This window comes from Actinomadura kijaniata (assembly GCF_014138665.1).
Lineage (GTDB): Bacteria > Actinomycetota > Actinomycetes > Streptosporangiales > Streptosporangiaceae > Spirillospora > Spirillospora kijaniata.
In genome coordinates, this window is record NZ_JACJIA010000003.1 from 720,003 (window position 1) to 745,468 (window position 25,466).

Annotated in this window: 20 protein-coding genes and 1 other RNA gene; 4 read left to right on the plus strand and 17 right to left on the minus strand. The window is 75.6% G+C overall.

Annotation, left to right across the window (positions count from 1 at the left end; translation table 11 throughout):
• The first annotated feature begins 73 nt into the window (after positions 1-73).
• The 3 genes from HNR61_RS15560 to HNR61_RS15570 are packed head-to-tail and all read left to right on the plus strand — an operon-like array spanning position 74 to position 3,548.
• Complete coding sequence (locus tag HNR61_RS15560; RefSeq protein ID WP_182843825.1) at positions 74-1,513, plus strand: MFS transporter; 1,440 nt, start codon at positions 74-76, stop codon at positions 1,511-1,513.
• Positions 1,510-2,355: a glycosyltransferase family 2 protein gene (locus tag HNR61_RS15565; protein ID WP_312897919.1), complete on the plus strand. Its 846-nt coding sequence runs from the start codon at positions 1,510-1,512 to the stop codon at positions 2,353-2,355. The genes HNR61_RS15560 and HNR61_RS15565 overlap by 4 nt, the downstream gene beginning before the upstream one ends.
• Positions 2,352-3,548, plus strand: a complete 1,197-nt coding sequence (locus HNR61_RS15570) for an acyltransferase family protein (protein ID WP_182843826.1) — start codon at positions 2,352-2,354, stop codon at positions 3,546-3,548. The genes HNR61_RS15565 and HNR61_RS15570 overlap by 4 nt, the downstream gene beginning before the upstream one ends.
• Here the strand turns inward: HNR61_RS15570 and HNR61_RS15575 are convergent.
• From HNR61_RS15575 to HNR61_RS15625, 12 genes are all read right to left on the minus strand, one after another.
• A complete protein-coding gene (locus HNR61_RS15575; protein ID WP_182843827.1) occupies positions 3,450-7,700 on the minus strand; it encodes an alpha-(1->3)-arabinofuranosyltransferase domain-containing protein in 4,251 nt (1,416 codons plus the stop codon). The genes HNR61_RS15570 and HNR61_RS15575 overlap by 99 nt on opposite strands.
• 56 nt (positions 7,701-7,756) lie before the next feature.
• Positions 7,757-9,061 carry a glycosyltransferase family 4 protein gene (locus HNR61_RS15580; protein WP_182843828.1) on the minus strand — a complete coding sequence of 435 codons (1,305 nt, stop codon included), beginning with the start codon at positions 9,059-9,061 and terminating at the stop codon, positions 7,757-7,759.
• Positions 9,058-9,837 carry a glycosyltransferase gene (locus tag HNR61_RS15585; RefSeq protein ID WP_182843829.1) on the minus strand — a complete coding sequence of 260 codons (780 nt, stop codon included), beginning with the start codon at positions 9,835-9,837 and terminating at the stop codon, positions 9,058-9,060. Before HNR61_RS15585 ends, HNR61_RS15580 begins: the two co-directional genes overlap by 4 nt.
• 19 nt (positions 9,838-9,856) lie before the next feature.
• The gene (locus tag HNR61_RS49165; RefSeq protein WP_281186221.1) at positions 9,857-9,988 is read right to left on the minus strand and encodes a hypothetical protein; all 132 of its coding nucleotides are present in this window, start codon (positions 9,986-9,988) and stop codon (positions 9,857-9,859) included.
• A complete protein-coding gene (locus tag HNR61_RS15590) occupies positions 9,988-11,814 on the minus strand; it encodes an MmpA family trehalose lipid delivery protein (protein WP_182843830.1) in 1,827 nt (608 codons plus the stop codon). Before HNR61_RS15590 ends, HNR61_RS49165 begins: the two co-directional genes overlap by 1 nt.
• A gap of 86 nt (positions 11,815-11,900) precedes the next feature.
• Positions 11,901-12,695, minus strand: a complete 795-nt coding sequence (locus HNR61_RS15595; protein ID WP_182843831.1) for an SDR family NAD(P)-dependent oxidoreductase — start codon at positions 12,693-12,695, stop codon at positions 11,901-11,903.
• A 31-nt stretch (positions 12,696-12,726) separates the two neighbouring features.
• Positions 12,727-14,874, minus strand: a complete 2,148-nt coding sequence (locus HNR61_RS15600) for an acyl-CoA dehydrogenase family protein (RefSeq protein WP_182843832.1) — start codon at positions 14,872-14,874, stop codon at positions 12,727-12,729.
• Between the two features lie 73 nt (positions 14,875-14,947).
• Positions 14,948-15,286 (minus strand): hypothetical protein, encoded by a 339-nt coding sequence (locus HNR61_RS15605; RefSeq protein ID WP_182843833.1) that lies wholly within the window; start codon positions 15,284-15,286, stop codon positions 14,948-14,950.
• Positions 15,287-15,370: 84 nt separating this feature from the next.
• Positions 15,371-17,131 carry a hypothetical protein gene (locus HNR61_RS15610; protein WP_182843834.1) on the minus strand — a complete coding sequence of 587 codons (1,761 nt, stop codon included), beginning with the start codon at positions 17,129-17,131 and terminating at the stop codon, positions 15,371-15,373.
• Between the two features lie 75 nt (positions 17,132-17,206).
• Positions 17,207-17,980, minus strand: a complete 774-nt coding sequence (locus tag HNR61_RS15615; protein ID WP_312897920.1) for an EI24 domain-containing protein — start codon at positions 17,978-17,980, stop codon at positions 17,207-17,209.
• Between the two features lie 317 nt (positions 17,981-18,297).
• The gene (locus HNR61_RS15620; RefSeq protein ID WP_182843835.1) at positions 18,298-19,167 is read right to left on the minus strand and encodes an SDR family NAD(P)-dependent oxidoreductase; all 870 of its coding nucleotides are present in this window, start codon (positions 19,165-19,167) and stop codon (positions 18,298-18,300) included.
• A 58-nt stretch (positions 19,168-19,225) separates the two neighbouring features.
• Positions 19,226-19,807 (minus strand): TIGR03086 family metal-binding protein, encoded by a 582-nt coding sequence (locus tag HNR61_RS15625; RefSeq protein WP_182843836.1) that lies wholly within the window; start codon positions 19,805-19,807, stop codon positions 19,226-19,228.
• 63 nt (positions 19,808-19,870) lie between these two features.
• Between HNR61_RS15625 and HNR61_RS15630 the strand changes: the two genes are divergently transcribed.
• Entirely contained in the window at positions 19,871-20,653 is a 783-nt protein-coding gene (locus HNR61_RS15630) for a helix-turn-helix domain-containing protein (protein WP_182843837.1), read from the plus strand.
• Here the strand turns inward: HNR61_RS15630 and HNR61_RS46830 are convergent.
• The 5 genes from HNR61_RS46830 to HNR61_RS15655 all read right to left on the minus strand — a co-directional run bounded on the left by HNR61_RS46830 (position 20,638) and on the right by HNR61_RS15655 (position 25,465).
• Positions 20,638-21,111, minus strand: a complete 474-nt coding sequence (locus HNR61_RS46830) for a response regulator transcription factor (RefSeq protein ID WP_220509331.1) — start codon at positions 21,109-21,111, stop codon at positions 20,638-20,640. The two genes, HNR61_RS15630 and HNR61_RS46830, sit on opposite strands and share 16 nt — an antisense overlap.
• Before the next feature lie 268 nt (positions 21,112-21,379).
• Complete coding sequence (locus HNR61_RS15640) at positions 21,380-21,589, minus strand: hypothetical protein (RefSeq protein ID WP_182843838.1); 210 nt, start codon at positions 21,587-21,589, stop codon at positions 21,380-21,382.
• Between the two features lie 215 nt (positions 21,590-21,804).
• Positions 21,805-22,284 carry a hypothetical protein gene (locus tag HNR61_RS15645; protein WP_182843839.1) on the minus strand — a complete coding sequence of 160 codons (480 nt, stop codon included), beginning with the start codon at positions 22,282-22,284 and terminating at the stop codon, positions 21,805-21,807.
• 420 nt (positions 22,285-22,704) lie between these two features.
• Positions 22,705-23,077, minus strand: a transfer-messenger RNA (tmRNA) gene (gene ssrA, locus HNR61_RS15650).
• Positions 23,078-23,437: 360 nt separating this feature from the next.
• Positions 23,438-25,465, minus strand: a complete 2,028-nt coding sequence (locus HNR61_RS15655; RefSeq protein WP_312897921.1) for a penicillin-binding transpeptidase domain-containing protein — start codon at positions 25,463-25,465, stop codon at positions 23,438-23,440.
• Position 25,466: the final 1 nt, after the last annotated feature.

Below are 25,466 nucleotides of genomic sequence, written 5' to 3' on the forward strand. Positions count from 1 at the left end.
CTACAGGACCCCCTCCGCACCAAAAGTCCCCGCAGCCCCCCTGTTCGGAGGACCATTCGATGGGCGTGCCCGCATGAGGCCCGGCCGGCGCTGGCCGGCGCTGGCGGCGGCGCTGCTGGCCACGTTCATGGACCTGGTGGACGTCACGATCGTGAACGTGGCGCTGCCCAGCATCCAGCGGGACCTCGGCGCGGACGCGGCGGCCGGGCAGTGGGCGGCGTCGGTGTACGCGCTGGGCTACGGCCTGTTCCTGATCACCGGGGGGCGGCTGGGCGACGTGTGGGGCCGCCGCCGGGTGCTGCTGGCCGGGATCGTCGGGTTCGTCGCGGCGTCGGTCGCCGCCGGGGCGGCCGGGTCGGCGGAGGCGCTGGTCGCGGCGCGGGCGGCGCAGGGCGCGTGCGCGGGCCTGATGGTGCCGCAGGCCCTGTCGGTGATCACGGTGCAGTTCCCGCCGGGGCGGCAGCGGACGCTGGCGTTCACCCTGTACGGGCTGGTGCTGGGGGTCGCGCAGGTCGGCGGGCCGGTGCTGGGCGGGCTGCTCACCCAGTACGGGTGGGCGGGCCTCGGCTGGCGGACGATCTTCTATGTGAACGTGCCGGTCGGCCTGGTCGCGCTGCTGGGCGCGTGGCGCTGGATGGACGACTCGCGGGCGCGCCCGGCGCCCCGGCTCGATCCGGCCGGGATGCTGCTGGCGGGCGCGGCGACGCTGCTGGTGACGTTCCCGCTGGTGGAGGGCCGCGAGCGCGGCTGGCCGCTGTGGAGCCTGGCGATGCTGGCGGGCGCGCCGGTCGTGGCGGGGGTGTTCTGGCGGCACCAGCGCGGCCGGGAGCGGCGCGGCGCGAGCCCGCTGGTCCCGCCGGAGCTGTTGCGGCGCCGGTCGTTCGGCGCGGGGCTGGTGCTGACGCTGGCGCTGTTCGCGGGGGTGTCGGCGTGCTTCATCGCGCTGACGTGGGGGCTCCAGTTCGCGCTGGGCTGGTCGCCGATGCGGGTGGCGCTGGCCGGGCTGGCGTGGCCCGCCGGGGTCGCCTGCACCGCGCAGCTCACCCACCGGTACGGGCATCTGCGGGCGCGGCTGCTGGTGCGGACCGGGTCGGCGGTGATGGCGGCGGGCATGACCGCCGTGGCGGCCACGACGGCGCTGGAGGGGCGCGGGCTGACGCCGTGGGCGCTGGCACCGGGCCTGGCGGTGTGCGGGATCGGGATGGGCCTGGTGCTGCCGGTCCTGGCCAACGCGGTGATCAGCGAGGTCCCGGCGGGCGGGTCGGGCGCGGCGTCGGGGGTGTTCAACTCGGTGACGCAGCTCGCCGGGGTGCTCGGCGTCGCGGCGGCGGGCGTGCTGTTCTTCGGGCGCGGCGCCGATCCGGGCGCGGCGGACCCGGCGGGGACGGCGCGGGCCCTGGCGTTCGCGGCCGTCGCGTTCGCCGTGGCCGCCGCGCTGGCCGGGCTGCTGCCGCGCCGCCTCCCGTACGGCGAGGCGCGGGAGGGGACGGGCGTCTCTCCCGTCCCGGTGTGATCCCGGCTAATCTGCTTCGACCCCTCACCCTGGAGGCCACGCTGACGACGACGCCGGTGACCGTCGTGGTCCCGACCCGGAACTCGGCCCGCACCCTGGAACGGTGCCTGGCCTCGGTCCGCGCGCAGACCCACCCGGTCGAGCTGGTCGTCGTGGACAACGCCTCCACCGACGCCACCCGGAGGATCGCCGCCGGGTTCGCCGACCTGGTGCTGGAGCGCGGCCCCGAACGCAGCGCCCAGCGCAACCACGGCTGGCGGGCCGGGTCCGGCGAGGTGGTGGCGTTCGTGGACTCGGACATGGTGCTGGAGCCGCGGGTGGTCGAGCAGGCCGTGGCGGCGCTGGCGGCCGACGCCGCGCTGGGCGGGCTGGTGATCCCGGAGCTGTCGTTCGGGGAGGGGTTCTGGTCGCGCTGCCGCGCCGTGGAGAAACGCTCCTACCTGGGTGATCCGGCGGTGGAGGCGGCGCGGGTCTTCCGGCGTCCCGCGCTGGCGGAGGCCGGCGGGTACGACGAGGCGCTGAGCGCGTTCGAGGACTGGGACCTGGCCGACCGGGTGGCCGCCGCCGGGTACCGGATCGGGCGGGTGGCGGCGACGGTCTGGCACGACGAGGGGCGGATCACGCTGCGGTCGGCGTTCCGCAAGCGCCGCTACTACGGGCGCTGGCTGCCGGTGTACCGGGCGAAGGCGTCGGCGCGGTCGTTCGGGCGCCCCCGGTCGCTGCGGCGGCTGGCGCGGCTGGGCCCGCCGCCGCGGACGGCGGGCGTGGCGCTGCTGAAGGCGGTGGAGGCGGCGGGCCTGTTCGCCGGGGCGCGCGACGCGGGCCGGGAGGGACGGCGTTGACCATCGCTCCGGAACGGGCCGGGCGGCTCCCGCGGGTCGCCGGTCACCACGACGCGCTGGACGGCGTGCGCGCGGTCGCCGCGCTCGCCGTGCTGGTGTTCCACGTCGCCGCCACGGTCGGGTGGTTCAGCCCGCAGGAGGGGGCGGTGTCGTGGCTGCTGTCGCGGGGGGAGATCGGCGTCACGCTGTTCTTCGTGCTGTCGGGGTTCCTGCTCTACCGGCCGTGGGCCGCCGCCTCCCTGGACGGCCGCCCGCGCCCCCGCGTCCTGCCCTACCTGCGTAAACGCGCCTTCCGGGTGCTGCCCGCGTACTGGCTGCTGGTGCTGGTCGTGGTGCCGGTGCTGCTGTCCTCGCACCTCGGGGACGCCTGGACGTGGACGTCGCTGCTGACGCTGACGTTCGTCTACGATCCCGGGCCCTGGTGGAACAGGCACCTCGGGCCGGACGGGCTCGGGCAGATCTGGAGCCTGTGCGTCGAGGTCGCGTTCTACCTGACGCTGCCGCTGGTCGCCGGGGTGCTGGACCGGTACGCGCGGCGGCGGGGCGACCGTGACGGGCGGGCGCGGGCGCTGCTGCGCGGCCTGGCGGTCTACGCGGCGCTGTCGGCCGTCTACACCGTCGGGATGTTCGCGAGCGGTGACCAGGCGTTCTTCGGGACCTGGCTGCCGCGCTACTGCGCGTGGTTCGCGGCGGGCATGGCGTTGACGGTGCTGGCGACGTGGGCGCGCGGGTCGGGGACGGCGGCGCGGCTGTGCCGGACGGTCACCGTGTCGTGGGGCTCCTGCTGGCTGGCGGCGGCGCTGCTGTACTGCGCCGCCGCGACCCCGCTGACCGGGATCTCCCGGCTGTACGTGGGCGATGTGTGGGTGTCGCTGTTCAACCTCGTGCTGTACGGGGCGGCGGCGGTCCTGTTCGTCGCGCCGGTCGCGCTCGCGCCCGGCGCCCACCCGGTGTTCGACGCGGTGCTGGGCAACCGGGTGATGCGCTACCTGGGCCGGATCTCCTACGGGATCTTCCTGTGGCAGTTCGTGGCGATCCACTTCTGGTTCGGCTGGACCGGCCGCCGGGCCTCCGAGGGCGGCCTGCCGGTCGACCTACCGGGGTGCCTGCTGCTGACGGTCGTCGCCGCCGCGCTCACCCACCACCTGGTCGAGGAGCCCGTCCGGCGGCTGGGGGCCCGGCTGGGGCGGTGACGCCGGGACGGGCGTCCAGCGCAGCTCCCCGCCGCCCGCCAGCCAGGTGTCGGGCTCGCGCGGGGCCGCCAGCAGCGCCGTCAGCAGGCCGACGACCACCAGGCCCGCGATCTGCGGGACGGTGTCGCGCAGCGGTTCGGTCCACGCCTCGGCGACGCCCCGCCGCGCCAGCCACGCCCCGGTCGCCGCCGCCAGGCCGCCGAGCAGCAGCGCCGCGCCCACCGGCCACGCCGACCGCGCCTCCCGCGCCGGCCGCGAGGCCCGCCGCCGCGCCCAGCACGGCACCGCCGCCGCCAGCGGCGTGACCGCCAGCCCCACGAACCCCGCCAGCCAGAAGCCCAGCACGGCCGCCAGGACCAGGACCGGCGGCGTCGGCCAGCGCCCCCGCGGCGCCTCCGCCGGAGGGGCGGGCGCGGCGCGGGCCGGGCGCGCCGCCACGGTCAGCAGCCCCAGCAGCAGGACCAGCCCGGCCAGCAGCGACAGCCGGTAGACCAGGTCGGGCCCGTAGCCGATCGTGATGAGGCCGGTCGTTCCGGCGGGGACCTCCCACGCCTGCCGCCAGCCGTCCAGGCGCACCGGGCGCAGCTCGCGGCCGGTGGCGGTGCGGGCGCGCCAGCCCGCGTTGAAGTTCTCGTTGACGACCAGGTAGGACCGGCGGTCGGCGGTCACCTCGACCTTCCGCGAGCCCCTGCCCCACGACTCGATCCGCACGGCCTCGGCGGACCTGGCGGGGGCCCCGCCGAGCCGCCCGCCGGGGTCCACCAGCAGCGAGTCCACCTGGTGGCGGTCGCCGCCCGCCGAGATCCGGTTGTCGCCCGCCACCACCGGCACCGGCCCGCAGGACCGGAACGGCATCGCGCGCCCCTGCACCAGGTCGTCGACGGTGACGGTCATCCTCGTGCGGATCCGCGCGCCGTTGACCTCCAGGACCGGCCCGTCCCCGCAGCGCGTGACGGCCTTCTCGAACCCCGATCCCGTCAGGGCCGGGACGCCGGGGATCCGCACCTCGCCGACCTGGACGGGCGTCCGCTGCGCGTCGAACCGCAACGTCAGCCGGTCGGTCCGCAGGGGCTCGAACCGCAGCCTGCCGCTCTTGTCCACCAGGCCCTCGCGGGCCTCGCCGCGCGCGCCGGTGACGGTGAGCCGCAGCCCCTCGCCCGCGCCCGGCGGGCGGACCACGGTGACCTCGCCGACCGGCAGCTCGCTCCCCCAGGCGACGCGGAGCGTCGGCGCGCGGTCGTCGCCGTCGGCGACCCAGGCCGTGGCCTCGTCGCCGTCGAACGCCGAACGCGGCATCCCCGGCGGTTCCCGCGTCCACACCGAGCTGGCCGTCACCGTCGTCCGGGAGCCGCCGCGGGTGAGCCGGTCGATCAGCGCGGGATCCCGGAGCACGGCCCGGCCGGTGACGACCGTGTCGGCGGCGGCGCCCGCGGTGAACACGCGGTTCAGCGTCGCGCCGTCCTCGTCCCCGCGGCCGAGCTCCGGGGAGCACACCACGCGGGCGGCGCCCCGCATGCACTCCGGGCGCGGCGGCACCGAACGCGTCATCACCTGCGCCGTGCCGCCCCGGGGAAGCCGCAGGTGGCGGGTGGCGCGGACGCCGGGGATCGCCAGCTCGGCGACCGCGACGCGCGCCGCCGCGAGGGACTCGGGGCGCCGGGCCAGGCCGGTGACCCGGAGGCGCAGCCAGTCGGTCCGCCCCGGGGGGACGGTGAGCCGCTGCGGCCTCCCGTCGGCGGTGACCGGCTGTTCGAGGACGCCGTTGCGGGTCTCGACGGCGACGCGGGCGGGCGGCGGCCCGAGGAACTCGTTGCGGACGAACGTCACCTCGATCGTTCCGGGGTCGCGGGGCTCGGCGAGGTCCACGCGCAGCCACTGCCCGACCGGGCCGCTCCACCCGCCGGTGATCCACCGGGTGCCGGGGTCGCGGTCCAGCGCGGCGTACGGGAGCGCGCCGGGGTCGTCCAGACCGGTGATCGAGCCGGGGTCGGAGGCCGAGGCGGAGGCGGTGACGTCGCGGACGCCGGTGTACTCGGCGACGGTGCGGTCCCGCCGCCAGGCGGCCTCCTCGGGGTCGGCCCCGCGCCCCCGGGTGTCGGCGCGGGGGCGGTCCGCCGTCATCGTCGGGCCGATCAGGGTGCGGATCTCGCCGAGCCCGCGTTCCCGCCAGCGCAGCGCGTCGGAGGAGACGGTGTCGGCGGGGGCGTGCGGATCGTCGTCGCCGACCAGGACGGGGCGGCCCCTGAGCGCGCCGTTGTCGGCCAGCCCGAGCAGGGCCTCGGGCGCGCCGCGCACCCGGAGCGGGCGTTCGGCGTCGAGCAGGCCCACCACGTCGTCGGCGTCGGCGACCTCGTAGATCTCGACGGGCGGGTACCGCTGGTCGAAGGCCCCCACCGCGTCGTCGGCCCCCCAGCCGACGGCCTGCTCGGTCCCGAACGCCGCCACCCGCGTGATCCCCGGCGAGGTCAGCAGCGCCTGCTGCACCCGCGCGGGCCACGCGCCGCGCAGGTCCCAGCGGGACAGGTCGTTGCGGACCAGCAGGTAGCGCACGCCCATCCGGGCCAGCGTCGCGGTCAGCCCCGGCGAGCCCCGCCCGGCGGCGATCCGCTGGTCGAGCGCGTCCACGATCCGCGCGTAGCCGGGCGAGCCCTGCGGGACGAGCTGCCGCGCGCCCCAGCGGGTCCGCAGCAGGGGCTGGACGACGTCGTCCATCGGCCGCCCCCACGTGTAGTCGCCGAACCGCGCGCCGGGGACCGCGAGCACCGCCTGCTGCCCGGCGCGGCCGTTCAGCCAGTTCGCGGCGTCGCGCCAGTAGCGGGGGACGTCGGGGAAGTCGCCGGGCCCGGCCAGCCCGTTGGTGAGGCCGGGCGAGGCGACCGCCGCCAGCGTCGCCGCCGCCAGCGCGAACGCCGTCAGCCGCACCCGGGGGCGGCGCAGCGTGCCCGGCAGGTGGGCCAGGCCGAGCGCGAGCGGCAGCCGGACCAGGCCGTCGAACTTGTAGAGGTTCCGGAGGGGCGCGAGGGGTCCGTCCAGCAGGTCCCGCACGACCGGGGCGAGGGGGCCCTCGACCGCGCTGGCGTGCCCGGCGGTGACGACCGCCAGCCCGGCCAGCAGGGTGAGCAGCAGGAACGTGCGTTCGGGCAGGTCGCGGCGGGCCAGCCCGACCAGGCCGAGCGCCGCCAGCAGCACGGTCGCGACGATCAGCGCGGGGCGGCTCGCCAGCAGATGGCCGACCGGCAGGGACTCGCCGCCGAGGTAGTTGATCCAGCGCTCGGCGCCGCGCAGCACGTCGAGCAGGCCGGTGGAGGCGGTGGTGGTGTCGGCCTTCTCGGTGTAGCCGAGCCAGGAGAACGCGTACCTCCCGGTCAGCACCAGCGGCACCAGCCACCACGCGACGGCGCAGAGCACCGCGGGGAGCCACCAGGCCAGCAGCCGGGGGCGGCGCCGGGTCACCAGGTACAGGGCGGGGACGGCGAGGACCGCGACGGTCGCGGTGCCGTTGATGCCGCCGCACAGCGCGATCGCGACCCCGGAGCGGGCCGCCGCCCGCGCCCGTCCGCCGTCGTTGCGCACGGCCGTGACCAGCGGGATCACGGTCCAGGGCAGCAGCGCCAGCGGCAGGTACTCCCAGGAGTTCTGGCCGAGCGCCGACAGGCCGTGCGGGCCGAGCGCGTACGCCATGCCGCCGAACAGGCGGCTCACCGGGCCGCCGAGGCCGAGGCGGTCGGCGAGCCTGCGCGCGCCCAGGAACGCCGCGCACATCAGCAGCGCCATCCACATCCGCTGCGTGATCCACGCGGGCAGCCCGGCCAGGTCGCCCAGCAGGTGGAACGGGCCCCAGGGGAAGAAGTACCCGGCGGCCTGGTTCTGGAGCTGCCCGAACTGCGCGGTGTCCCACAGGTGCAGGGCGCGGCCCAGGAACGCCGCCGGGGACACCGCCATGTCGATCTTGGTGTCGGCCAGGACGCGTCCCGGCCGGGTCGTGACGGCCAGCACGGTCAGCGCCAGGCAGCAGACCAGGACGCGCAGGCGGTCCCGCCAGACCGGATCGGCCCCCTCGGGATCGGGGGCGGCGTCGCGGGACGCGGCGGGCGCGCGGTCGGCGGCGGACACGCGGCGGGCCAGCCGGTCGGCCCATGCCCCGATCGCCATGCCGTTCGTGTCCCCTCTCCCGAAACCCCGCCGGAACCCCTGCCGGACCGCGCCGCTCAGCCGTCCGCGCGGCCGAGCAGCCGCTCCAGCGGGGTGGCGGTCCGCACCGCGCGCACGCCCTCGGGCGCGCGGAGCATCTCGTCGCGGAGCGGCCCCTCCACGACCCGGGGGTGGTCGTCACCGTACCGGTGGACCACGTGCGCCCCGGCATCGGCGGTGGAGCTGCCGCCCGCGCGGACGGCGGCGGCCAGCAGGTCGCCCATGCGGTCGGCGGTGCGCTCCCAGTCGAACTCGGCGGCCCAGGCCCGGCACGCCGCGGTGACCTCGGCGCGGCGGACGGGGTCGTCCAGCTCCTTCAGGGCGCGCTCGACGGTGGCGGCCAGGTCCTCGCCGCCGGGGACGAGCCAGCCGGTCACGCCGTCGCGGACGGCGTCGCGCAGCCCGTCCACGTCGTAGGCGACGGTCGGCACGCCCAGCGCGGCGGCCTCGGCGACGCACAGGCCCCAGCCCTCGCCCTGGGAGGCGCTGAGGTGCAGGTCGGCGCGGGCGACCAGGGCGGCCTTGTCCTCCTCGGAGACGAAGCCGCGCAGCGTGACCACGCCGGTCAGGCCGCGGTCGGCGATCGCGGCGGCGAGGCGGTCGTGCTCGGGGCCGCGGCCGATGACGTTGATCCGCAGGCCGGGCCGGTGGGGGCGGAGGCGTTCGGCGAGGTCGAGGAGGTGGTCGACGCGTTTGTGCGGGACGAGGCGGGTCACGCAGACCAGCTCGGGGTCGCCCTCCGGCTCGCGGGGGGCGGGGTCGTCCGCGGGGATCGTGACGCCGACCGGGACCAGGTAGACGGGGCCGGTCCAGCCGAGGCGCTCGCGCAGCGCGGTGAGCGTCGTCAGCGAGATCGCCGTGCAGGCGTGGCGGCGGTAGGTCCAGCGGGCGACGGGGCCCTCCAGCGTCCGCCCGACCCAGGCCAGCCACGCCGGGAAGTACAGGCCGAACTGCGCGTCGTGCACATGGAAGATCGCCTGGAAGACGGGGACGCGGCGCGGCAGCGCCCAGGGGGTGAAGAACGGGATGCCGTTCTGGCAGTCGACGACCGCGTCGAAGCGGCCGCGGCGCGCCAGCAGCCACGCCAGGACCAGCGGGTACACGGTGAACCGGCCGCCGAGCCGCACGAACTCCACGCCCTCGACGCGGTCGCGGCGGCGCTGGCCGGGGGCGCGGCAGGTGAGGTAGGTGACGCGGGCGCCGCGCGCGGCGAACCGGCGGGCGATCTCCCAGGCGTAGCGTTCGGCCCCGCCCGCCGCCGGGTGCCAGGGGTCGCGCCAGTTGACGACGGCCACCCGCAGGCCGTTGAGCTGGCCGGTCATCCGGATCCGGCCCCGGTGGGCTCGGTGATCGGCCGGGGGGCGGGGGCGCGCGCGGCGGCGCGTCCGGCGCGCAGCCGGATCGCCGTCAGGTCGCGCAGGCACGTCACCGAGTGGCGCCCCACCGAGAACGTCGAGCCGGGCACGTCCCGCCACTCCACCGGGACGGTCGTGACGGCCGCGCCGCGCCGCACGCACGCCGCCAGCAGCTCCACGTCGAACGCGAACCCGTCGGTCCGCAGCTCGGCGGCGGCGGCCCGCGCCAGCTCCCCGTCGAAGAACTTGAACCCGCACTGGGTGTCGGTGACCCCGCCCACCAGGTCGCGGATCAGCAGGTTGAACACGATCGCGCCGACCCGGCGCAGCGGGTGGCTGTAGTCCTCCACCCGCGAGGCGGGGTGCCGCCGGGACCCGACCACGACGGGATGCCCGGCGCGCAGCAGCCCCAGGACGCCGTCCAGCGCGTCCAGGCCGGTCGCCATGTCGGCGTCGCAGAACCCCACCCGGGGCGCGCGGGTGGCCAGCAGCCCGGCGCGCACGGCCGCGCCCTTGCCCCGCGTCGGGCAGCGCACCAGCCGGACCGGGACCGGTCCCGACCACCGTTCGGCGATCCGGGCGGTGGCGTCGGTGCTGCCGTTGTCCACGACGACCACCGCGGCCGGGAACGGCAGCCCGGCCAGCTTGGCGCCGAGCTCGGCCAGGCCGCGCGGCAGCCGCACGGCCTCGTTGTAGGCCGGGACCACGATCTCCAGGACCGGGGCCGCGCCGTTGGCGTCCATCGCGCGGAGCGGCCGGGGCCTACCGGGAGCCGTAGTTGTAGAGCGGCTTGATGACGGGGTCCTTCTGGTCGGCGTTCGCCAGCTGCACCACACCGACCGAGGTCAGCGCTGCCAGCAGGACACCGGTCACCGCCGCGATCGCAACACGCATCAGGGGGTCCTTGTTCGTCGGGGGATGCGGGGAGTGTGAGGGATCAGAGTAATGGGTGAGGTACTGAATGACCAGATGATCCCGGTCAGGAAGAAGGCCCAGGCCGCGACGGCGATCCCGGTCGGCGCCCCGCCGTCGCGGTGGCCGCGCGCGGGCCGGTCGATCCGGAACAGCACCAGGTCGGCGCCGTCCACGACGGCCTCGGCCCCGGCGAGACGCCGCCGGGCCGGGCCGCCGGTCTCGGCGTCCAGCGCGACGTACCGGACCCCGGCGGCCCGCAGCCCGTCCACTACCGGCCCGCTCCCCCGCACGATCCGGTCCAGCTCCCGGGCGCGCGGATCCTCGGCCGGGACGGTGACGTCCCCGATGACCACCGAGTCGCTGACGACGACCCGCCGCGTCAGGTAGCGGGGCAGCGCGTCGAGGCTGGTGCGCCCGCCGTTCCAGGGATAGGAGCGGTAGGTGGCCCAGGGCAGCACGAGCACGTCCCCGTCCACGGGATCGGCCTGAACGATCCGCCGCGCGGCGGCCCAGTCGTCCGGGTACTCCACGGCGTCAAGCCGCCCCACGGCCCCCCAGGCCAGCCCCGGCAACAACACCACAGGCGCGACAACCGCGAAAACCCCAAGCACGACCCCCGCCGAATCCCCACCCTCCACACCACCGAAGCGCCCGCTCTCCGCGTCGGCGGCGTTCCCGGCTGTGGCGTGGTTGCCGGGACTGGGTTTTGGGGCGTTGGTGCCTGCCTTCTTCGTGCGTGCGGCGTGGCTGGTCGTTCGGGTGGCTCGGTCGATCAGGGTGCCGAAGCCGACGGCCACCAGTACCGCCAGCGGTGCGACGTACTGTTGGCCGTCGCGGAAGACGGCGAAGCCGGGCCACAGGTCGATGGCGGCGCGCAGTGAGGCCGGGGCGACCGCGCCCCACGCGGCCAGCGCGTAGCCGACGGCCGACGCCACGGCCAGGCCCCTCGCCCACGGGGCCCGGCACCAGCGGGCGAACGCGAGGACCGCCACGACCACGACCAGCGCCCACGCCAGTGCGAGGGGCGGCGTCCCGTAGGCGGGGGGCACGGTCTCGCGGTTCCAGGCCCCGCCCAGGAGCAGCAGGCTGCCCAGGGCGCCGAACGGCGTGTCCGCCCGCGCCGCGAACGCCTCCACCGCGCCGGTGTCGCCCGGCATCCCCGACGGGCGCAGCCACCCCGTGACCAGCCACGGCAGGCTCAGCAGGGCGAGCACGCCGACCGCCGCCGCCAGCGCGCGGGCCCGGCGCGCGGCGGTGAACGCCGCGATCGGCAGCGCCGCCAGGCCGGAGACGGCCATCGCCGCGAAGCCTCCGGCGGCCGCGGGGAGCAGGGCCCGCGCCAGGCGCCGGCCGCCGCCGCCCTCGTTGAGCCGGGCCGCCGCGCCGACCGCCCACGGCAGCGCGGCGTAGCCGAGGAGGAAGGCCCAGTGGCCGAGGAGGAGGCGTTCGGCGACGAACGGGTTCCAGGCGTAGCAGACCCCCGCCGCCAGTCGCGGGAGCGTCCGCCGCGACGGCACCAGGGACGCCGCAGAGACGCACGCCATCACGAAGATCGAGAGCAGCAGCAGCTTCTGGGCCGCCGCGCCGGGCAGCACCGCACCCAGCGCCGCGACCAGCGCGTCGCTCGGCACGTGCCGGGGCACCGTCCCGGTCAGCCCGAACGTCATCCGGGTGAACGCCGGGTCCGGCACGAACACCATGTCGAACGACAGCACGAAGCCCGGCCCGAGCCCCGGCCCGATCGCCAGCAGCCCCAGCACCAGGCCGGTGAGTGCGGCCACCGCGTGCCGCCTGCGCCCCTCCATCGCGCCTGGACGCTACCGGATCCGCGCGTTCGGGGTGGTCGGGGAGGGCGGCCGCGGGCGCCCCCTGGCCCGCGGCCGCCCGGTCGTCAGGGGCGCCTGGCGCCCGTGAGGGACATCAGCAGGTCGGTCGCGCGCGGGGCCAGCCACGCCTGGGCGGCGACGGCGCGCAGGGTCGGCGGGAGCATCACGCGGCGGCGGTCGCGGGCGACCCCGGCGACCAGGGCGCGGGCGACCCGGTCGGGCGTGACGGTGGGGACGACCGCCGAGATGCCGGGGACGCGCTCCTCCGAGCCGGGGTTGTTGGCGAAGTACTCGCTGGAGACCTTGCCGGGGACGACCTCGGTGACGCCGACGCCGGTGCCGCGCAGGTCCAGGCGCAGCGCCGCGACCAGACCGCGCAGGCCCCAGCGGGCGGCGGCGTAGCCGAACGCGCCCGGCCACACCGCGCGCGAGACCGGCGAGTTCACGACGACGATCCGGCCGCTGCCGCGCTCCACCATGTCGGCGGCGAACGCCGTGGTGACGTACCCGGCGGCCAGGTAGGGAACGGCCGTCATCGCGTGGAAGTCGCGGGGCGTGGTCTCGTCGACGAACAGCCAGCGGCCCGCGCCCGCGTTGTTGACGATCACGTCGGGGACGCCGAGGGAGTCCCTGACCTCGGCGGCCATCGCCTCGACGGCCTCCGGCGCGGACAGGTCGGCGGGGAAGGCGTGCGCCGCGCCGCCCGAGCGGCCGAGTTCGCCGGCCAGGGCGCGCAGGCGGCCCGCGTCGCGCGCCACCAGCGCGACGGTCGCCCCGGCGCGGGCGAACGCGCGCGCCGAGGCCGCGCCGATGCCCGAGGACGCCCCGGTGATCAGGACGACCGCGCCCCGCAGATCCATGCCCGCTCCCCGCCGTAGATGTGAAGGATTCTCATGTTACGGGATCGCGCGGCAGACCGAGAATCCGCTCCCCGATCACGTTGAGGTTGACCTCGGTGGTGCCGCCGCCGATCGTCATCGCGCGCGAGGCGAGCAGGTACCGGGTCCACCGGCGGCGCGGCTCGGACTTCCAGCCGCCGGTCAGCGCGCCCTCGGCTCCCAGCAGCGTGAAGCCGTACTCGGTGACCCGCTGGCCGTGCTCCATCGCGACGAGCTTGCGGACGTTGGCGGTGGCGCCCGGATCGGTCCCCGACAGCTGCTTGAGCGTGGCGCGCAGGCCGAGCAGGTGGAACGCGTGCTCGTCGCAGGCCAGCCGCCCGATCTCGTCGCGGACCACCGGGTCGTCGGCCAAGCCCAGCCCGGTCGCCAGCCGCACGAGCTTGGGCAGGTCCCCGCCGAGCTGGAACGCGCTGGTCAGCCCGACGCGCTCGTTGGCGAGGGTGTTGCGGGCGACGCGCCAGCCCTCGTTCACCGGGCCGACCACCCGGTCGTCGGGGACGAACACGCCGTCGAGGAACACCTCGTTGAAGACCGCGTCGCCGGTCGCCTCCCGCAGCGGCCGGATCTCGATGCCCGGCGCCGTCATGTCGACGAGGAAGTAGGTGATGCCGTCGTGCTTGGGCCGGCCGGGGTCGGTGCGGGCGATGCAGATGCCCCACCGCGCCTCGCGGGCCAGGGACGTCCAGATCTTCTGCCCGGTGATCTTCCAGCCGCCCTCGACGCGGTCGGCGCGGGTGGTCAGCCCGGCCAGGTCCGAGCCCGCGCCCGGCTCGGAGAACAGCTGGCACCAGACGATCTCACCGCGCAGCGTCGGCGGCAGGAAGCGTTCCCGCTGCTCGGGCGTGCCGTACTGGACCAGCGACGGGACGACCCAGGCGGCGATCATCAGCGGCACCGGCCGGACGTCGGCCGCTTTCAGCTCCTGCTGGATGACGACCTGCTCCAGCGGCCCGGCGTCCCGGCCCCACGGCCGCGGCAGGTGCGGGGTGACCCAGCCGCCCGCGGCCATCGCGGCGCGCTGCGCGGCAGGGTCCATGGCCGCCATCGCGGCGATCTCCGCGCGGATGCGCTCCCGCAGCGGCCCGGCGTCGGCGGGCAGCTCGACCGACATCGGGCGGCGGACGCCGCCGAACGCCAGCTCGGCCACCCTCCGCCGGGCGGAGGCGGCGCGGCCGAGCAGCGCGCGCAGCGTGAGGGCGCGCCGGTAGACCAGGTGGGCGTCGTGCTCGTAGGTGTAGCCGATGCCGCCGTGGACCTGGATGTTGCCCTCGGCGCAGAACACGGCGGCGTCCCCGGCCAGCGCGTTGGCGACGCCGACGGCGTAGGCGCACTGCTCGCCGTCCGGGTCCTCGGCGAACGCGCGGGCGGCGTCCCAGACGGCGGCGCGGGCGCGCTCGACGGCGATCAGCATCCGCGCGCACCGGTGCTTGACGCCCTGGAACTGCCCGATCGGCCGCCCGAACTGCTCGCGCAGCTTCGCGTACGCGACGGCGTCCGCCAGCGCCCGGCCCGCGACGCCGCACGCCTCCGCGCCGAGCAGGATCGTCGCCGGCGCGTCCGCCCGCCCGCGGAACGTCCCCGGCGCGGGGACGCCGTCCACCGTCACCGCGCCGACGGGACGGGTCAGGTCGAGCGATTCCAGGGGCTCGACGGTGACGTCGGCGGCGTCGAGGGCGACCCAGCTCCCGTCCTCGACCGGCAGGACCAGCACGTCGGCGAGCTGCGCGCCCAGCACCGGCCGGACGGTGCCGGACAGCCGCCCGTCCGCCAGCGCGAGCGCCGGGCCGCCGGTCGCCATGGCGGCGGTGCGGGAACCGTCGGCGAGGCCGGCCGGCGGTTCGCCCGCGCCGGCGAGGAACGCCGAGGCCAGCACGGTCGGCAGGTAGGGGCCGGGCGCGAGCGCGCGTCCCAGCTCCTCCAGCGCAACGGCCTGCTCCAGCAGGCCGTACCCCTGGCCGCCGTGCCTCTCGGGCAGGTGCAGGCCCGGCAGTCCCTGCCCGGCCAGCGCGTCCCAGAACCCCGGGGTCCGCTCCCCGGATCCCAGCGCCGCCCGCACCACCTCCGGGGTGATGCGCCGTTCGGCGAACCCGCGTACCGACGCCGCCAGCGCCTCGTGTTCCTCGGTCAGTCCGATCGCCATGACCGCGCCTCTCGCTCGGGGGTGCCCCCACCCTATTAGAACGAGATTCGGTAACGGGAGGCCCCGGAGCCGGTCACCGCCACAGGAACGCCACCAGCGCGCCCAGCAGCAGCACCGCGAACGCCCCGAGCACGGCGGCGGCCATCACGTCCTGCCGCCGCAGCGCCTCCTCGGTGACCTCCACGACCGGCGGCGCGGGCTCGGAACGCTCCGCGTCGGCGGGCGGCGGGAGGCGCTGCCGCGCGACGCTCGGCACGGGGCCGGGCGGGGGCGGCGGCATCATCCCCGGCTGCGGGCCCTCCTCCGCCCGCGACGCGCCCCTCCCCTCCGGCGGGAAGTCCGGGCCGTCGGGACGGATGATCGGCAGCGGGCCGGTCGGCGCGTCGTCGGCGTGATCGTCGTTGTGCCCCACGCCGGGCAGCGTAGGCGAAACGTCACTTAACGCGCACGCACCGCCCCGGCCCGCGTTTCCGGTCGAACCTCCCGGACGGGGGCCTCAGGAGGCGGGCTTGAGCCGGGTGACGAACTGCGTGAGGTCCGGCAGCATCCTCGCATGCGTGTTCGGCAGCGAGGCGAACACCACGGCGGGTGCCGGCCGACCGGTGTCGATCACCGCCGTCAGGACGACCTCGCCGGTCGCGCGCACCCCCGCCCGCTGGTAGGCGAGCCGGGACGCGATCAGCCAGCCCTTGCGGCCGCCGACGGTGAGCGCCTGCGAGGCGAGCGGCTGCGTCCGGTGCGGGAAGGCGTAGTAGTTGGTCTCCAGGCTCTGGGCGGTGAGCGCGGTGACGGCCTTGAGGCTCTCCGGCCCCTTCCACGCGGGCTGGAGCGTCGGCGGCAACTGGCCGGTGAGCAGCTGGCCGTACCAGAGCCGGCCGCCCCGGCGTTCGGTCACCAGGATCTGCTGCCCGGACCAGCCGGCCACGCCCAGCTTGTTCTTCTTGGTGGGCACCTGCCACGGCTTGCCGAGCAGCGGGTACACCAGGCCCGAACGGCTGTCGACGACGCGTCCGGTCACCTTGCCGGCCTTGCCGGGGAACTTGCGCAGCGGCCGGTCCGGCGGGAGCTGCGGCGCGGGCAGCTGCGGCTTGCGGGCCGCGTTCGCCGCCGGGCGTCCCTTGTCCTCGACCCGGGGAGCGGGCTCGCCGCCGCCGCTGTTCTTCATGTAGTAGACGCCGCCCGCCACCGCGAGGGCCACCACCAGCAGCCCCACGCCGCCGAACAGCACCAGCCGCGACCGGCCGCGACCGTCCTCGCCGGGCAGGCCGCTCGCGCCGCCGAGCTTGGCGTCGGCCGCCGTCTCGTCGGCCATCCAGTCGGGCATCTGCCAGTTGCCGCTGCTGGGCTTGCCCGGCTTGGCCGGGACGCCCGCGCCGGTCGGGGTGACCGCCGCGTACCGCGGGTCGCCCTCACCGTCGCCGTCGAACAGCGAGCCCTCCCAGCCCGGCCCCTGCTCCGGCTTCGGCTCGGCCGGGGCCCGCTCCTCCCCGCGCGGCCCGGGGGGAACGGGCGCGACCTTGATGTCGTCGGGGGCGAGGGCCGGGGCGGGCTCGTCGCCGACCACGGGCTGCGGGCCGGCGTCGGCCACGGCCTGCGGGGCGCTCGGCGCGACCGGACGCGGCGCGGGCCGCTCCTCGTCCTCCCAGGAGACGCCCCGCCGCGGCCCGGTGTCCTCGCGGACCGCGTCCGCGGGCGCCTCGATCCGGACGTAGGGCTCCACGGCCTCGGCCGGAACGGTCGGAACGGCGGCCTGCGGGCCGGTCCCGGCGTCCGCCCCGGCGTACGGCTCCTCCGCGGTCGCCGCGTACGGCTCCTCGGGAACGGCCGGCTGCGGGCCCGTCTCCGCGTACGGCGCCTCAGCCGGGGCGGGCCCGGTGGCGACGGGCTCGGCGGTGAACGGCTCGGTGAGGGCGGGCTCGGCGGTGACAGGCCCGGTGGGGGCGGGCTCAGTGGTGACAGGCTCGGTGGTGACGGGCTGGGTGAGGGTGGGGTCGGCGGGGGCGGGCTCTGCGGAGGGTTCCTCGGCCGGGGCCTCCCGCCGGGTGCCGTTCGCCGGCTCGGGCTCGTCCGCCGGGGCGGGCGCGGGGCGTCGCGCGTCGGGCCGCTCGACCTTGCCCCACACGTCGTGCGGAACGGGCTCCCCGCCGTTCCCCGCGTCCCCCCGGACCGCGCCCGGCGCGTCGGCCCGTTCCCGGTCGAAGGCGTCGTTCTCGCTCATCTCGGTCCAGCGCACACCGCGCTCCCCCTGATCGGACATGCGGCACACGTTACGCGAAGATCGGTATTTAGGTTCGGGCCGGTAATTACACTCAGGACACAGCTTCCTATCGCCTTAGCGATATTCGGGAGCGTCGCGACCACCCTCGGTGAGCAGCGGATTGATCGCCAGCCGCTCCCTGGCCAGCAGAGTGGCGCCCGCCACAGCGCCCGGCATGGCCAGAACCGCTCCCAGGGGAATGAGGAAGACCACAAATGTGGCCACCCCGAAACCCACCACCAACGGTCGCTGCCGCTTCATCAGCCCGAGACGCTCCCGGCGGTGGACACCGCGCCTTTCCAGGGCCACCGAGGCGAGTTCGCCCGCCAGGAAGTAGCCCGACACGCACGCCGCGAGCACCGGCACCACGGTCTGCCCGATCACCGGGATGAACCCGCACACGAAGAACACCAGCGCGAACGCGACCGCGATCACGCCCAGCAGCGCCGCGTCCTTGACCGCGCGGGCGATCTGGGTCAGCAGCGGCTCGTCCGGCTCCGGCGGCGCGCCCCCCTGCGAGTCCTCGACCCGCACCGCGATGCTCTCGTAGAACGGGTCGCCGACCAGCAGCGTCAGCGCCGTGAACGTCAGCACCGCCACGAACGCCGACGCCCCGAACACCGCGAGCCCGGCGACCACCCGGGTGGCGGTGCGCAGCCCCTCCGACCAGCCGTCGGCGAACGGCGTCACCCACGCGGCGACGGTGTCGAGGTTGAACGCCAGCAGCCCCAGCACGACCGCGTACACGGCCAGCACGATCACGGCGGGGATCAGCCCGAACAGCCACTGCCGGGGGTGCCGCGCCACCCAGCCGAGCCCGCGCAGCAGGTACTTCGCCCCGGTGAACACGTCCGTCAGCCGCCCCTTGGGCGGCGCGTAACGCGGCCGCGAGGCCTCCGCCCGCGAGCCGGCTCGCGCCCCCGGGTGCGGGTTGGGCTGCGAGCCAGGGTGCGGGCCGGGATGCTGCGGTCCCGCCTGCGGGGCGGGGGGCGAGCCCGGGTGTCCCGGTCCCGGCCGCGGGCCGGGCGGAGGGCCCGGCGGCGGGCCCGGGTGCTGCGGGCCGGGGGCGGGCGGCGGGACCCGGCCGTGTCCGGGTCCCTGGTGCGGCGGGTACGGGTCATGCGGATGGCTCACGTACCTAAAGCTAGCGGCATGACCGGGCCGGATCACCTCACCGGCAGTCCGACAAGCCTGACCGAGCGTTCCCACACCGCGCGCCGCAGCTCGGGATCCTTCAGCTCGGGGGTGGTCGGCAGCAGGCCCGCGCCGGGCGTGGAGGAGTAGAAGCCACCGGTGCGGCCCTCGAACTCCGGGTCGGTGGCCAGCCGCACCGCCATCCGCGCGCCCTGCTCGGGGGTGCGCACCAGCGGCGTCCGCGACAGCAGCGCGCCCATCCGCCGCGCGCCGGGGACCTCGTCGGCCAGCCCGGTCGCGACGAACCCCGGGCACACGGCGTTGACGGTGACGCCGGTGCCCGCCAGGCGCTCGGCGAGTTCCTGGGTGAACAGGATGTTCAGCAGCTTGGACCGGCCGTAGACGCGCAGCGACCCGCCCCGGCCGTAGTGGCCGGGCTCGGCGAACCGCTCCACGTCGACGCGGTCGGCGTGGCGGTGGGCCTCGGAGGCGACGTTGACCACGCGCGACGGCGCGGACTTCTCCAGCAGCTCGCGCAGCAGGTTGGTGAGCAGGAACGGCCCGAGGTGGTTGGTGGCGACCATCCGGTCGAAGCCGTCGGGGCTGACCTTGGGGCGCAGCAGATGGACCCCGGCGTTGTTGACCAGCACGTCGAGCCGGGGGTAGCGGGCCCGGATCTCCCCGGCGGCGCGGCGCACGTCGGCCAGCGTCGACAGGTCGGCCAGGAACGTGTCGATCATCGCGTCCGGGACGTCGGCCCGCAGCTCCTCCACCGCCGTTCCGCAGCGCACCGGATGCCGGGCCACGATGCCGACCCGGTGGCCGCTCCGGGCGAGCGCCCGCGCGATCTCCTTCCCTATCCCCGATGTCGCTCCGGTGACGACCGCGATCCGTTCATGCATGGCCACAGCCAAGCGGAGAGCTGCGTCACATCGGAAGACCCAACGCCCAACTTTGTGATCATGACTTCCAGTCGGGGTCCCGGCCGGACTCGGCGAGGGCCCGTGCGAACGGGCCGCTCCCCTCCGGCGCCTCCTTCGGCTCGGCGAACCCGTCGTACCGCCGGTACAGCTCGGCGTTCTCCGTCACCGTCCTGAGGACCTGCCCGGCGGCCCCGTCCGACAGCCGGAACTCCTGGCCGGTGGCGCGGGCGACGTCCCACCCGTGCACGGCCATCTCCTTGAGGATCAGCGCGGCGACCTCCGCGGCGGGCACGGCCATGCCGCCGAGTTCGATCTCGCCCTCCCAGGCGGCCGGGTCCGACCAGGCGGCCAGGGCCCGGTCGAGCCGGGCGGCGTAGGCGTCGGCCCAGCCGGGCTCGGCGGTGAAGTCCCGTTCGAGGAGCTCCTCGGGGATGGGCTCGCGGCGGGCCCGGTGCTCCAGCCCGTGGGAGGTGTAGAGGACCCAGTGGTTGACGAGCGCCCGCACGTCGAACTCCGCGCAGGGCGTCGGCCCGTCCAGTCGCCCGGCCCGCACCCCGCGGGCGACGCGGGCGGCTTCGGCGGCGGCTTCGGTCAGGTGTGCGTGCAGGTTCCCGTTCATGCCTCGAACCTATGAGCGAACCGTCCCCGCGTTCTTGAAGAAACGCGCCACTAACCTGGCCCCATGGCCGACATGCCGCGCGGCGTGCTGTACCCCAGGCAGCACGCCCCCATCGTTGACACCCGGACGCACCCGCCGGGCCCGCGCGCCGCGCCGTTCGTCGAGTACTACTGGCATGTCCGCTGGCGGGTCGCCGAGCCGTACGAGACCAGGGTCCTGGCGCACCCGAACGTCCACCTGGTCTTCGAACGCCCCGCCCCGCTCGTCTACGGCGTCGACCGGAACCTGTTCGCCCGCCGACTCGAAGGCCGGGGGCAGGTGCTCGGCGTGCGGTTCCGGCCGGGCGGCTTCCGGCCGTTCGTCTCCGGGCCCGTCGCGGAGCTGGCCGACCGCCGCGTCCCCGCCGCCGAGATCTTCGGCCCGGAGATCGAGGAGGCCGGCGACCGGATCCTCGCCGCCCCGGACTCCGCCGCGATGGCCGCGCTCGCCGAGGCGTTCCTGCTGCCCCGGCTGCCCGCGACGGCCGACCCGCAGGCCGGCCAGGCCGCCGCGATCGTCGAACGGATCATGGCCTCGCCGTCGCTGCTGCGCGTCGACCAGGTCGCCGCGTCGGCGGGGCTGTCGACGCGCACGCTGCAACGCGTGTTCGCCGAGTACGTCGGGGCCTCCCCCAAGTGGGTGCTGCGCCGCGCCCGCCTGCACGAGGCCGCCGCCCGCGCCGACGCGGGCACCCCCGTGGACTGGGCGGCCCTGGCCGTCGATCTGGGCTACGCCGACCAGGCGCACCTGATCCGCGACTTCACCGCCACCGTCGGCACGACGCCGTCCCGCTACGCGCGGTCCTGAGGGCGACCGGAGATCCACACGGCGATCTGGGTGCGGGAGGTGAAGCCCAGCTTCGCCAGGATGTGCTCGACGTGGGAGTCGGCGGTGCGGCGGGAGATCACGAGGCGTTCGGCGATCTCCCGGTTGGTCAGGCCGCGGGCGACGAGCCGGGCGACCCGCTGCTCGCGGCGGGTCAGCGGGGAGCCCGCGCCACGCCCGGCCGGCCGGTCCGCGCCCAGCGCGTGGGCGACGGCCTCGTCGGTCGTGGCCCGGCCGCCCTGGCGGAACGCCGACTCGTATCCCTCGTCGCCGACCAGCGCGCGGGCCCCGTCCGCGCAGGCGGTGCGGGCGGCGCGCAGGGCCGGGCCGTGGTCGCGGAGGGTCCCGGCGGCGCTCCACAGCCGCTGGGACACGCCGAGCAGCCGGGCCGCGCGGACCCCGTCCCCGGCCGCCAGGGCGGCGTTCGCCAGCGCGTCCATGATCGCGCCATGGTGGCCTGGCCGCCGGTCCGGTGCTTGGTCTCCAGCGCCGCCCGGGAGTAGGCGACCGAGGCGGCGGCGTCGCCGCGCGCCAGCTCGGTGATGCCCCGGACGAAGTCGCCGTAGGAACGCGCCCACACCTCGCCGTGCGCGTCGCTGGTCGCGCGGGACCGGGTGAGCAGCTCCAGGACGTCGGTGTCGGGCCGCGCCGACTGGTTCTGCACCGACAACGCCCGGCACAGGCGGTCGGGCAGCAGCGGCGGGTCGGTCACCGACGACAGCTCCACCAGCCGCGCCCCGTCGGGAAAGTCCTCGGCGAGCAGGCCCGCAGCGCCAGCCGCGTCTTGCCGACGCCGCCCGTCCCGGCCAGCGTCACCAGCCGCGCCCGTCCCAGCGTCTCCCCGATCGCGGCCAGCTCGTCCGCCCGCCCGACGAACGTCGTCAGCTCGGCGGGCAGGTTCCCCGAACGCTGTCGCACCCCGGGAGAAGACACGGCGGCTCCGGTCGTTCGGTCCACGCCGGTCCGTGACCGGCCCGCTTCCGCGCGCTCATGGTAACCCCGCCTCCCTGTCCGAAACCGGGATTCGCGCCCGCCGGACGCCGCGCCCACGCGAAACGGCCCCATCCCCCTCGACCTGGAGGGCGGGGCCGCCTCATGGCACCACATCGGTCCCTGCGGACCGGTTACGACGATCAGCCGTCGTAAACGGTCTTGGACTTGCTGCACTTCTCCCGCGACCAGGCGTTGTCCACGCACTCCCAGAGGTTGACCTTGTCCAGGCCCCACTCGCGGATCGTAACGGTCTTCCACTTCTTGCCGCCGCACGCCGAGAAGGACCTGTTGCCGACGGGCTTGTAGTACTTGATGCCCTTCGCGCAGGCGTTCTTGCTGTTCTTCAGGTTGGTGTCGCGGACGCTGACCTGGATCTCGGCCTGCTTCGCGCCGTTCTGCTTCCGCCAGCGGCTCTTGCCCTTGACCTCGACCCCGCCGACACCCGGCTGGAGCGACCAGTGCTTCCACTTCGACCAGGGGCCGGGCTTGGCGGCCGCCTGGGCGGTGTCCGCGGTGGGGGCGGCCGGGGCCGTCGGCGCGGCGGCGTTGGCCGGCGTGGCGAGGGCGAGCGAGGCGGCGGCAGCGGCGCCGAGCGAGAGAGTCGTCAGAGTACGACGCAAGGCTTCTCCATGAGGAATTCCGAAGATGCGTGGCGGTTTCCCCGATCCGTCACGCAGGTCGCCCACTCGGGCTGGAAGCCGAGTCCTCCCGCGACCGGACCACTGGGGCAGAAGCCCTGGCACTGCTTGAGGAGACCACCGCTAGTACCAGCGCACTAAGCCGCAACGCCGGAATCGGGCACGGGAGAAGCCCGCAGAGCGGGCGTCGAAGCAGGTCCGCGACGACATCGCTCGCGCGTCCATCACCCGAACGCAGAAGACCGCCGACCCGTGCAGGTCGGCGGCCTTCTGTTGGGGTGGAGGTGGCGGGAATCGAACCCGCGTCCTTCGGTGCGGCAGACACGGAGGGCTTCTCCGGGCGCAGCCCGCCCCCGGAACGCAGAAGACCGCCGACCCGTGCAGGTCGGCGGCCTTCCGTTGGGGTGGAGGTGGCGGGAATCGAACCCGCGTCCTTCGGTGATGAGTCAGGGCTTCTCCGGGTGCAGCCTGCTCAGCGTTTTCTCAGCCCCGGCGCTCACGCAGGCAAGTCGCCGACGGGCTCATCCGCTGTTTGGTGTTCCCACAGACACCGCGGCCGTGCTTGTGGGTGGAGTCTCCTGATGATGCCGGATCCCGGGCCGGAGACATTCCCGGGCCGGCAGAGTCGCTACTCGCCTCAGGCGGCGAGAGCGAACTCGGACTGCTTCTTGTTGGCAGTTATTGGTTTGCTGTCACAGGATTTACGAGGTCACGACAGCAACCCTCGACCCGCTTCCCCTGGCTCGACCTACCGAAGTCGAAACCGGTCACCCCCATGTTGAGTTGTCAAAGCGGACGCCCCGAGGGACGTCCACGTGCAGACACTACAAGGGTAACGCCGGTGACGCCAAGATGATTCCCGTCGGGGTCCGGACGCAGTGAAGCCCCGGTGAGCGGCGAAAGGGCGCGCCCACCGGGGCCGACCGGCAGGGTCGGGCCGGTCCGGACGGCAGAGCCTCCCCCGAGACGAGGCTCTGGTCTCATCACGGCGACTGAGTCCGCAACCCCCCAAGCGGCATCTCAGTCACCTGTAAAGACGCCGGGAGGGCCCGGCGGGGTTGCGCCTCCCAGGCAAAGAGATAACAAAGCGGCAACGATCCCCGGAAACCCCGGCGGCGGCCGGGGTTCCCTGCTTCTACCTGGGCTGCGTGGACGGCGTCCCGGTCGGGGTGCCCGTGGGGGTGCCGTTCGGGGGGCGGGCCGGGTTGGTGGGCTGGGTGCCCGGGGTCGGGGTGGTGGCCGTCCGGGGGGGCGTGCCGCCACGCAGGAAGTTGGCGGCCACCTTGGCGGCGTCCGTCCTGCCCTCGATCGCGATCGCGAACGCCGTGCCGTCGCGCGCCCCCACGAACCACGAGACGGTCTTGTTCTGACCCTTCTCCTGGTAGTCCACGGTGGCGACCACGCCATAGACGGCGCTGCTCGTCGACACCCTCGCGTTCTTGGCGGTGCCGCTGAACACCGAACGGCGCATCAGCTTCGTCAGGCCGTCCACCACCGCCCTGTCGATCACCTGCGACTGCGGGACCTCGCGGTTGGGCGGGTCGGCGACCAGGTACGGCGGACGCCACAAGCCCGAGTCCACGGCCGCGGCCACCGCCGCCATCGCCAGCGGGCTCATCCGCACCCCGCCCTGGCCGGTCATGACGGCGGCCTTCTGAGCGTCGTTGGCGGGCGCCGGAACCGATCCGGTGAACGCCGGCAGCCCCAGCCCCCAGTCCTTGCCGAACCCGAACCGCTCGGCCGACTGCGCCAGCGAGGCGGCGCTGACACGGGTGCTCAGCCCCGCCAGGGTCGTCGCGCACGAGTTGGCGAAGTTGTGCTGGAACGACTGCGGCTTACGCGGCGGGCCCGGGTTCTGGAACGTCTGCCCGCCCACGTTCACCGTCGCCGGGCACTCGGTCTTCGCGGTGTCGGTCATGCCGTTGCGCAGCAGCGCCTCGGCCGACACGATCCCGAACGCCAGCCCCGGCGGGTACTGCGCCTCGAACGCGGCGTTGCGGCCGTCGGTGCCGCGGCTGGACACCGCCAGCACCGCGCCGGTGTTGGTCTGGATCGCCACCAGCGACGCCGGGGAGCGCAGGTTCGCCAGCGTCTGGTCGGCGTTGCGCTGCAGCCTGGTGTTGAGGGTGGTGCGGATCGACTGTGGCTCCACGCCCGGCCAGGAGGCCAGCGGTACGACGTCGCGGCCCGCCGGGTCCTGCGCGACCACCTGGACGGTCGGGGTGCCCGCCAGCCTCCGCTGCTGGGACAGTTGCAGGCCGTTGACGCCGATCGTGTCGCCCGGCTGGTAGGGCGCGCCGACCTGCTGGAGCCGGTCGGCGGTGGCCGGGCCGAGGGTGCCGATCACCTCGGGCGCCGCGACCGAGCCGATCGGCAGCCTGGCCTCCCTGACCTGCAGGCCGGGGACGTCGCTCCGCAGCCGCTGGATCAGTGCCTGGTTCTGCTGCTGCTGGAGCGTCAGCAGCGACAGGAACTTCTCCGGCGGCGCGGACCGGACCCGGCCGAGCAGCCGTTCCACGTCCAGCCGCTGCCCGCCGTCCTGGCGGGTCACGCGGGCGAGCCGGTCCAGGGTCTTCTTGGGGTCGGCGAGCTGCCCGGGGTAGACGCCCGCCACGACCGCCGGGACCTGGCTCAGCAGCGACTGGTTGCCCGCGTGGTAGACCTGCCCGCGCGGCTCGACCTTGCTGACCACCGCCAGCCGGTACCCCTTCTTGAGCTGGCGGTGGATGATCGAGGCGTCCCAGACGACCTTCCACCTGCCGCCGATGCGCTTGAGCGGCATCGTGCTCGAGTAGGTCCAGGGCTGGCCGTTCTCACCGAGGTCGAACTTCACCGAGAACTTCGCCTCGGCGGTGTCGCCCTTCTTGGTGATCGCCTTGGTGGTCTTCTCGCCGGAGCGCACCGGGGTGCCGAGTTCCAGCCGCATCGAGGCCGCGTCGAGCTGGGCGCGGACCTGGCCGAGCGCCTGTTCCACCTGGCGCCGGTCGGCGCCGGTGGTGAGGTTGGCCGCCGCCCGGTAGTTGCCGACCTGCCAGGCGATCAGGAAGTCGCGCACGGTCGGCATCGCCGACGGCTCGGCGAAACAGGCGCTGGCCGTCGAGGCGACCAGCGCCGCTCCGCTCGCCGCCGCGATGGCCCTGCGGGCCCGACTGTTGATCGACACC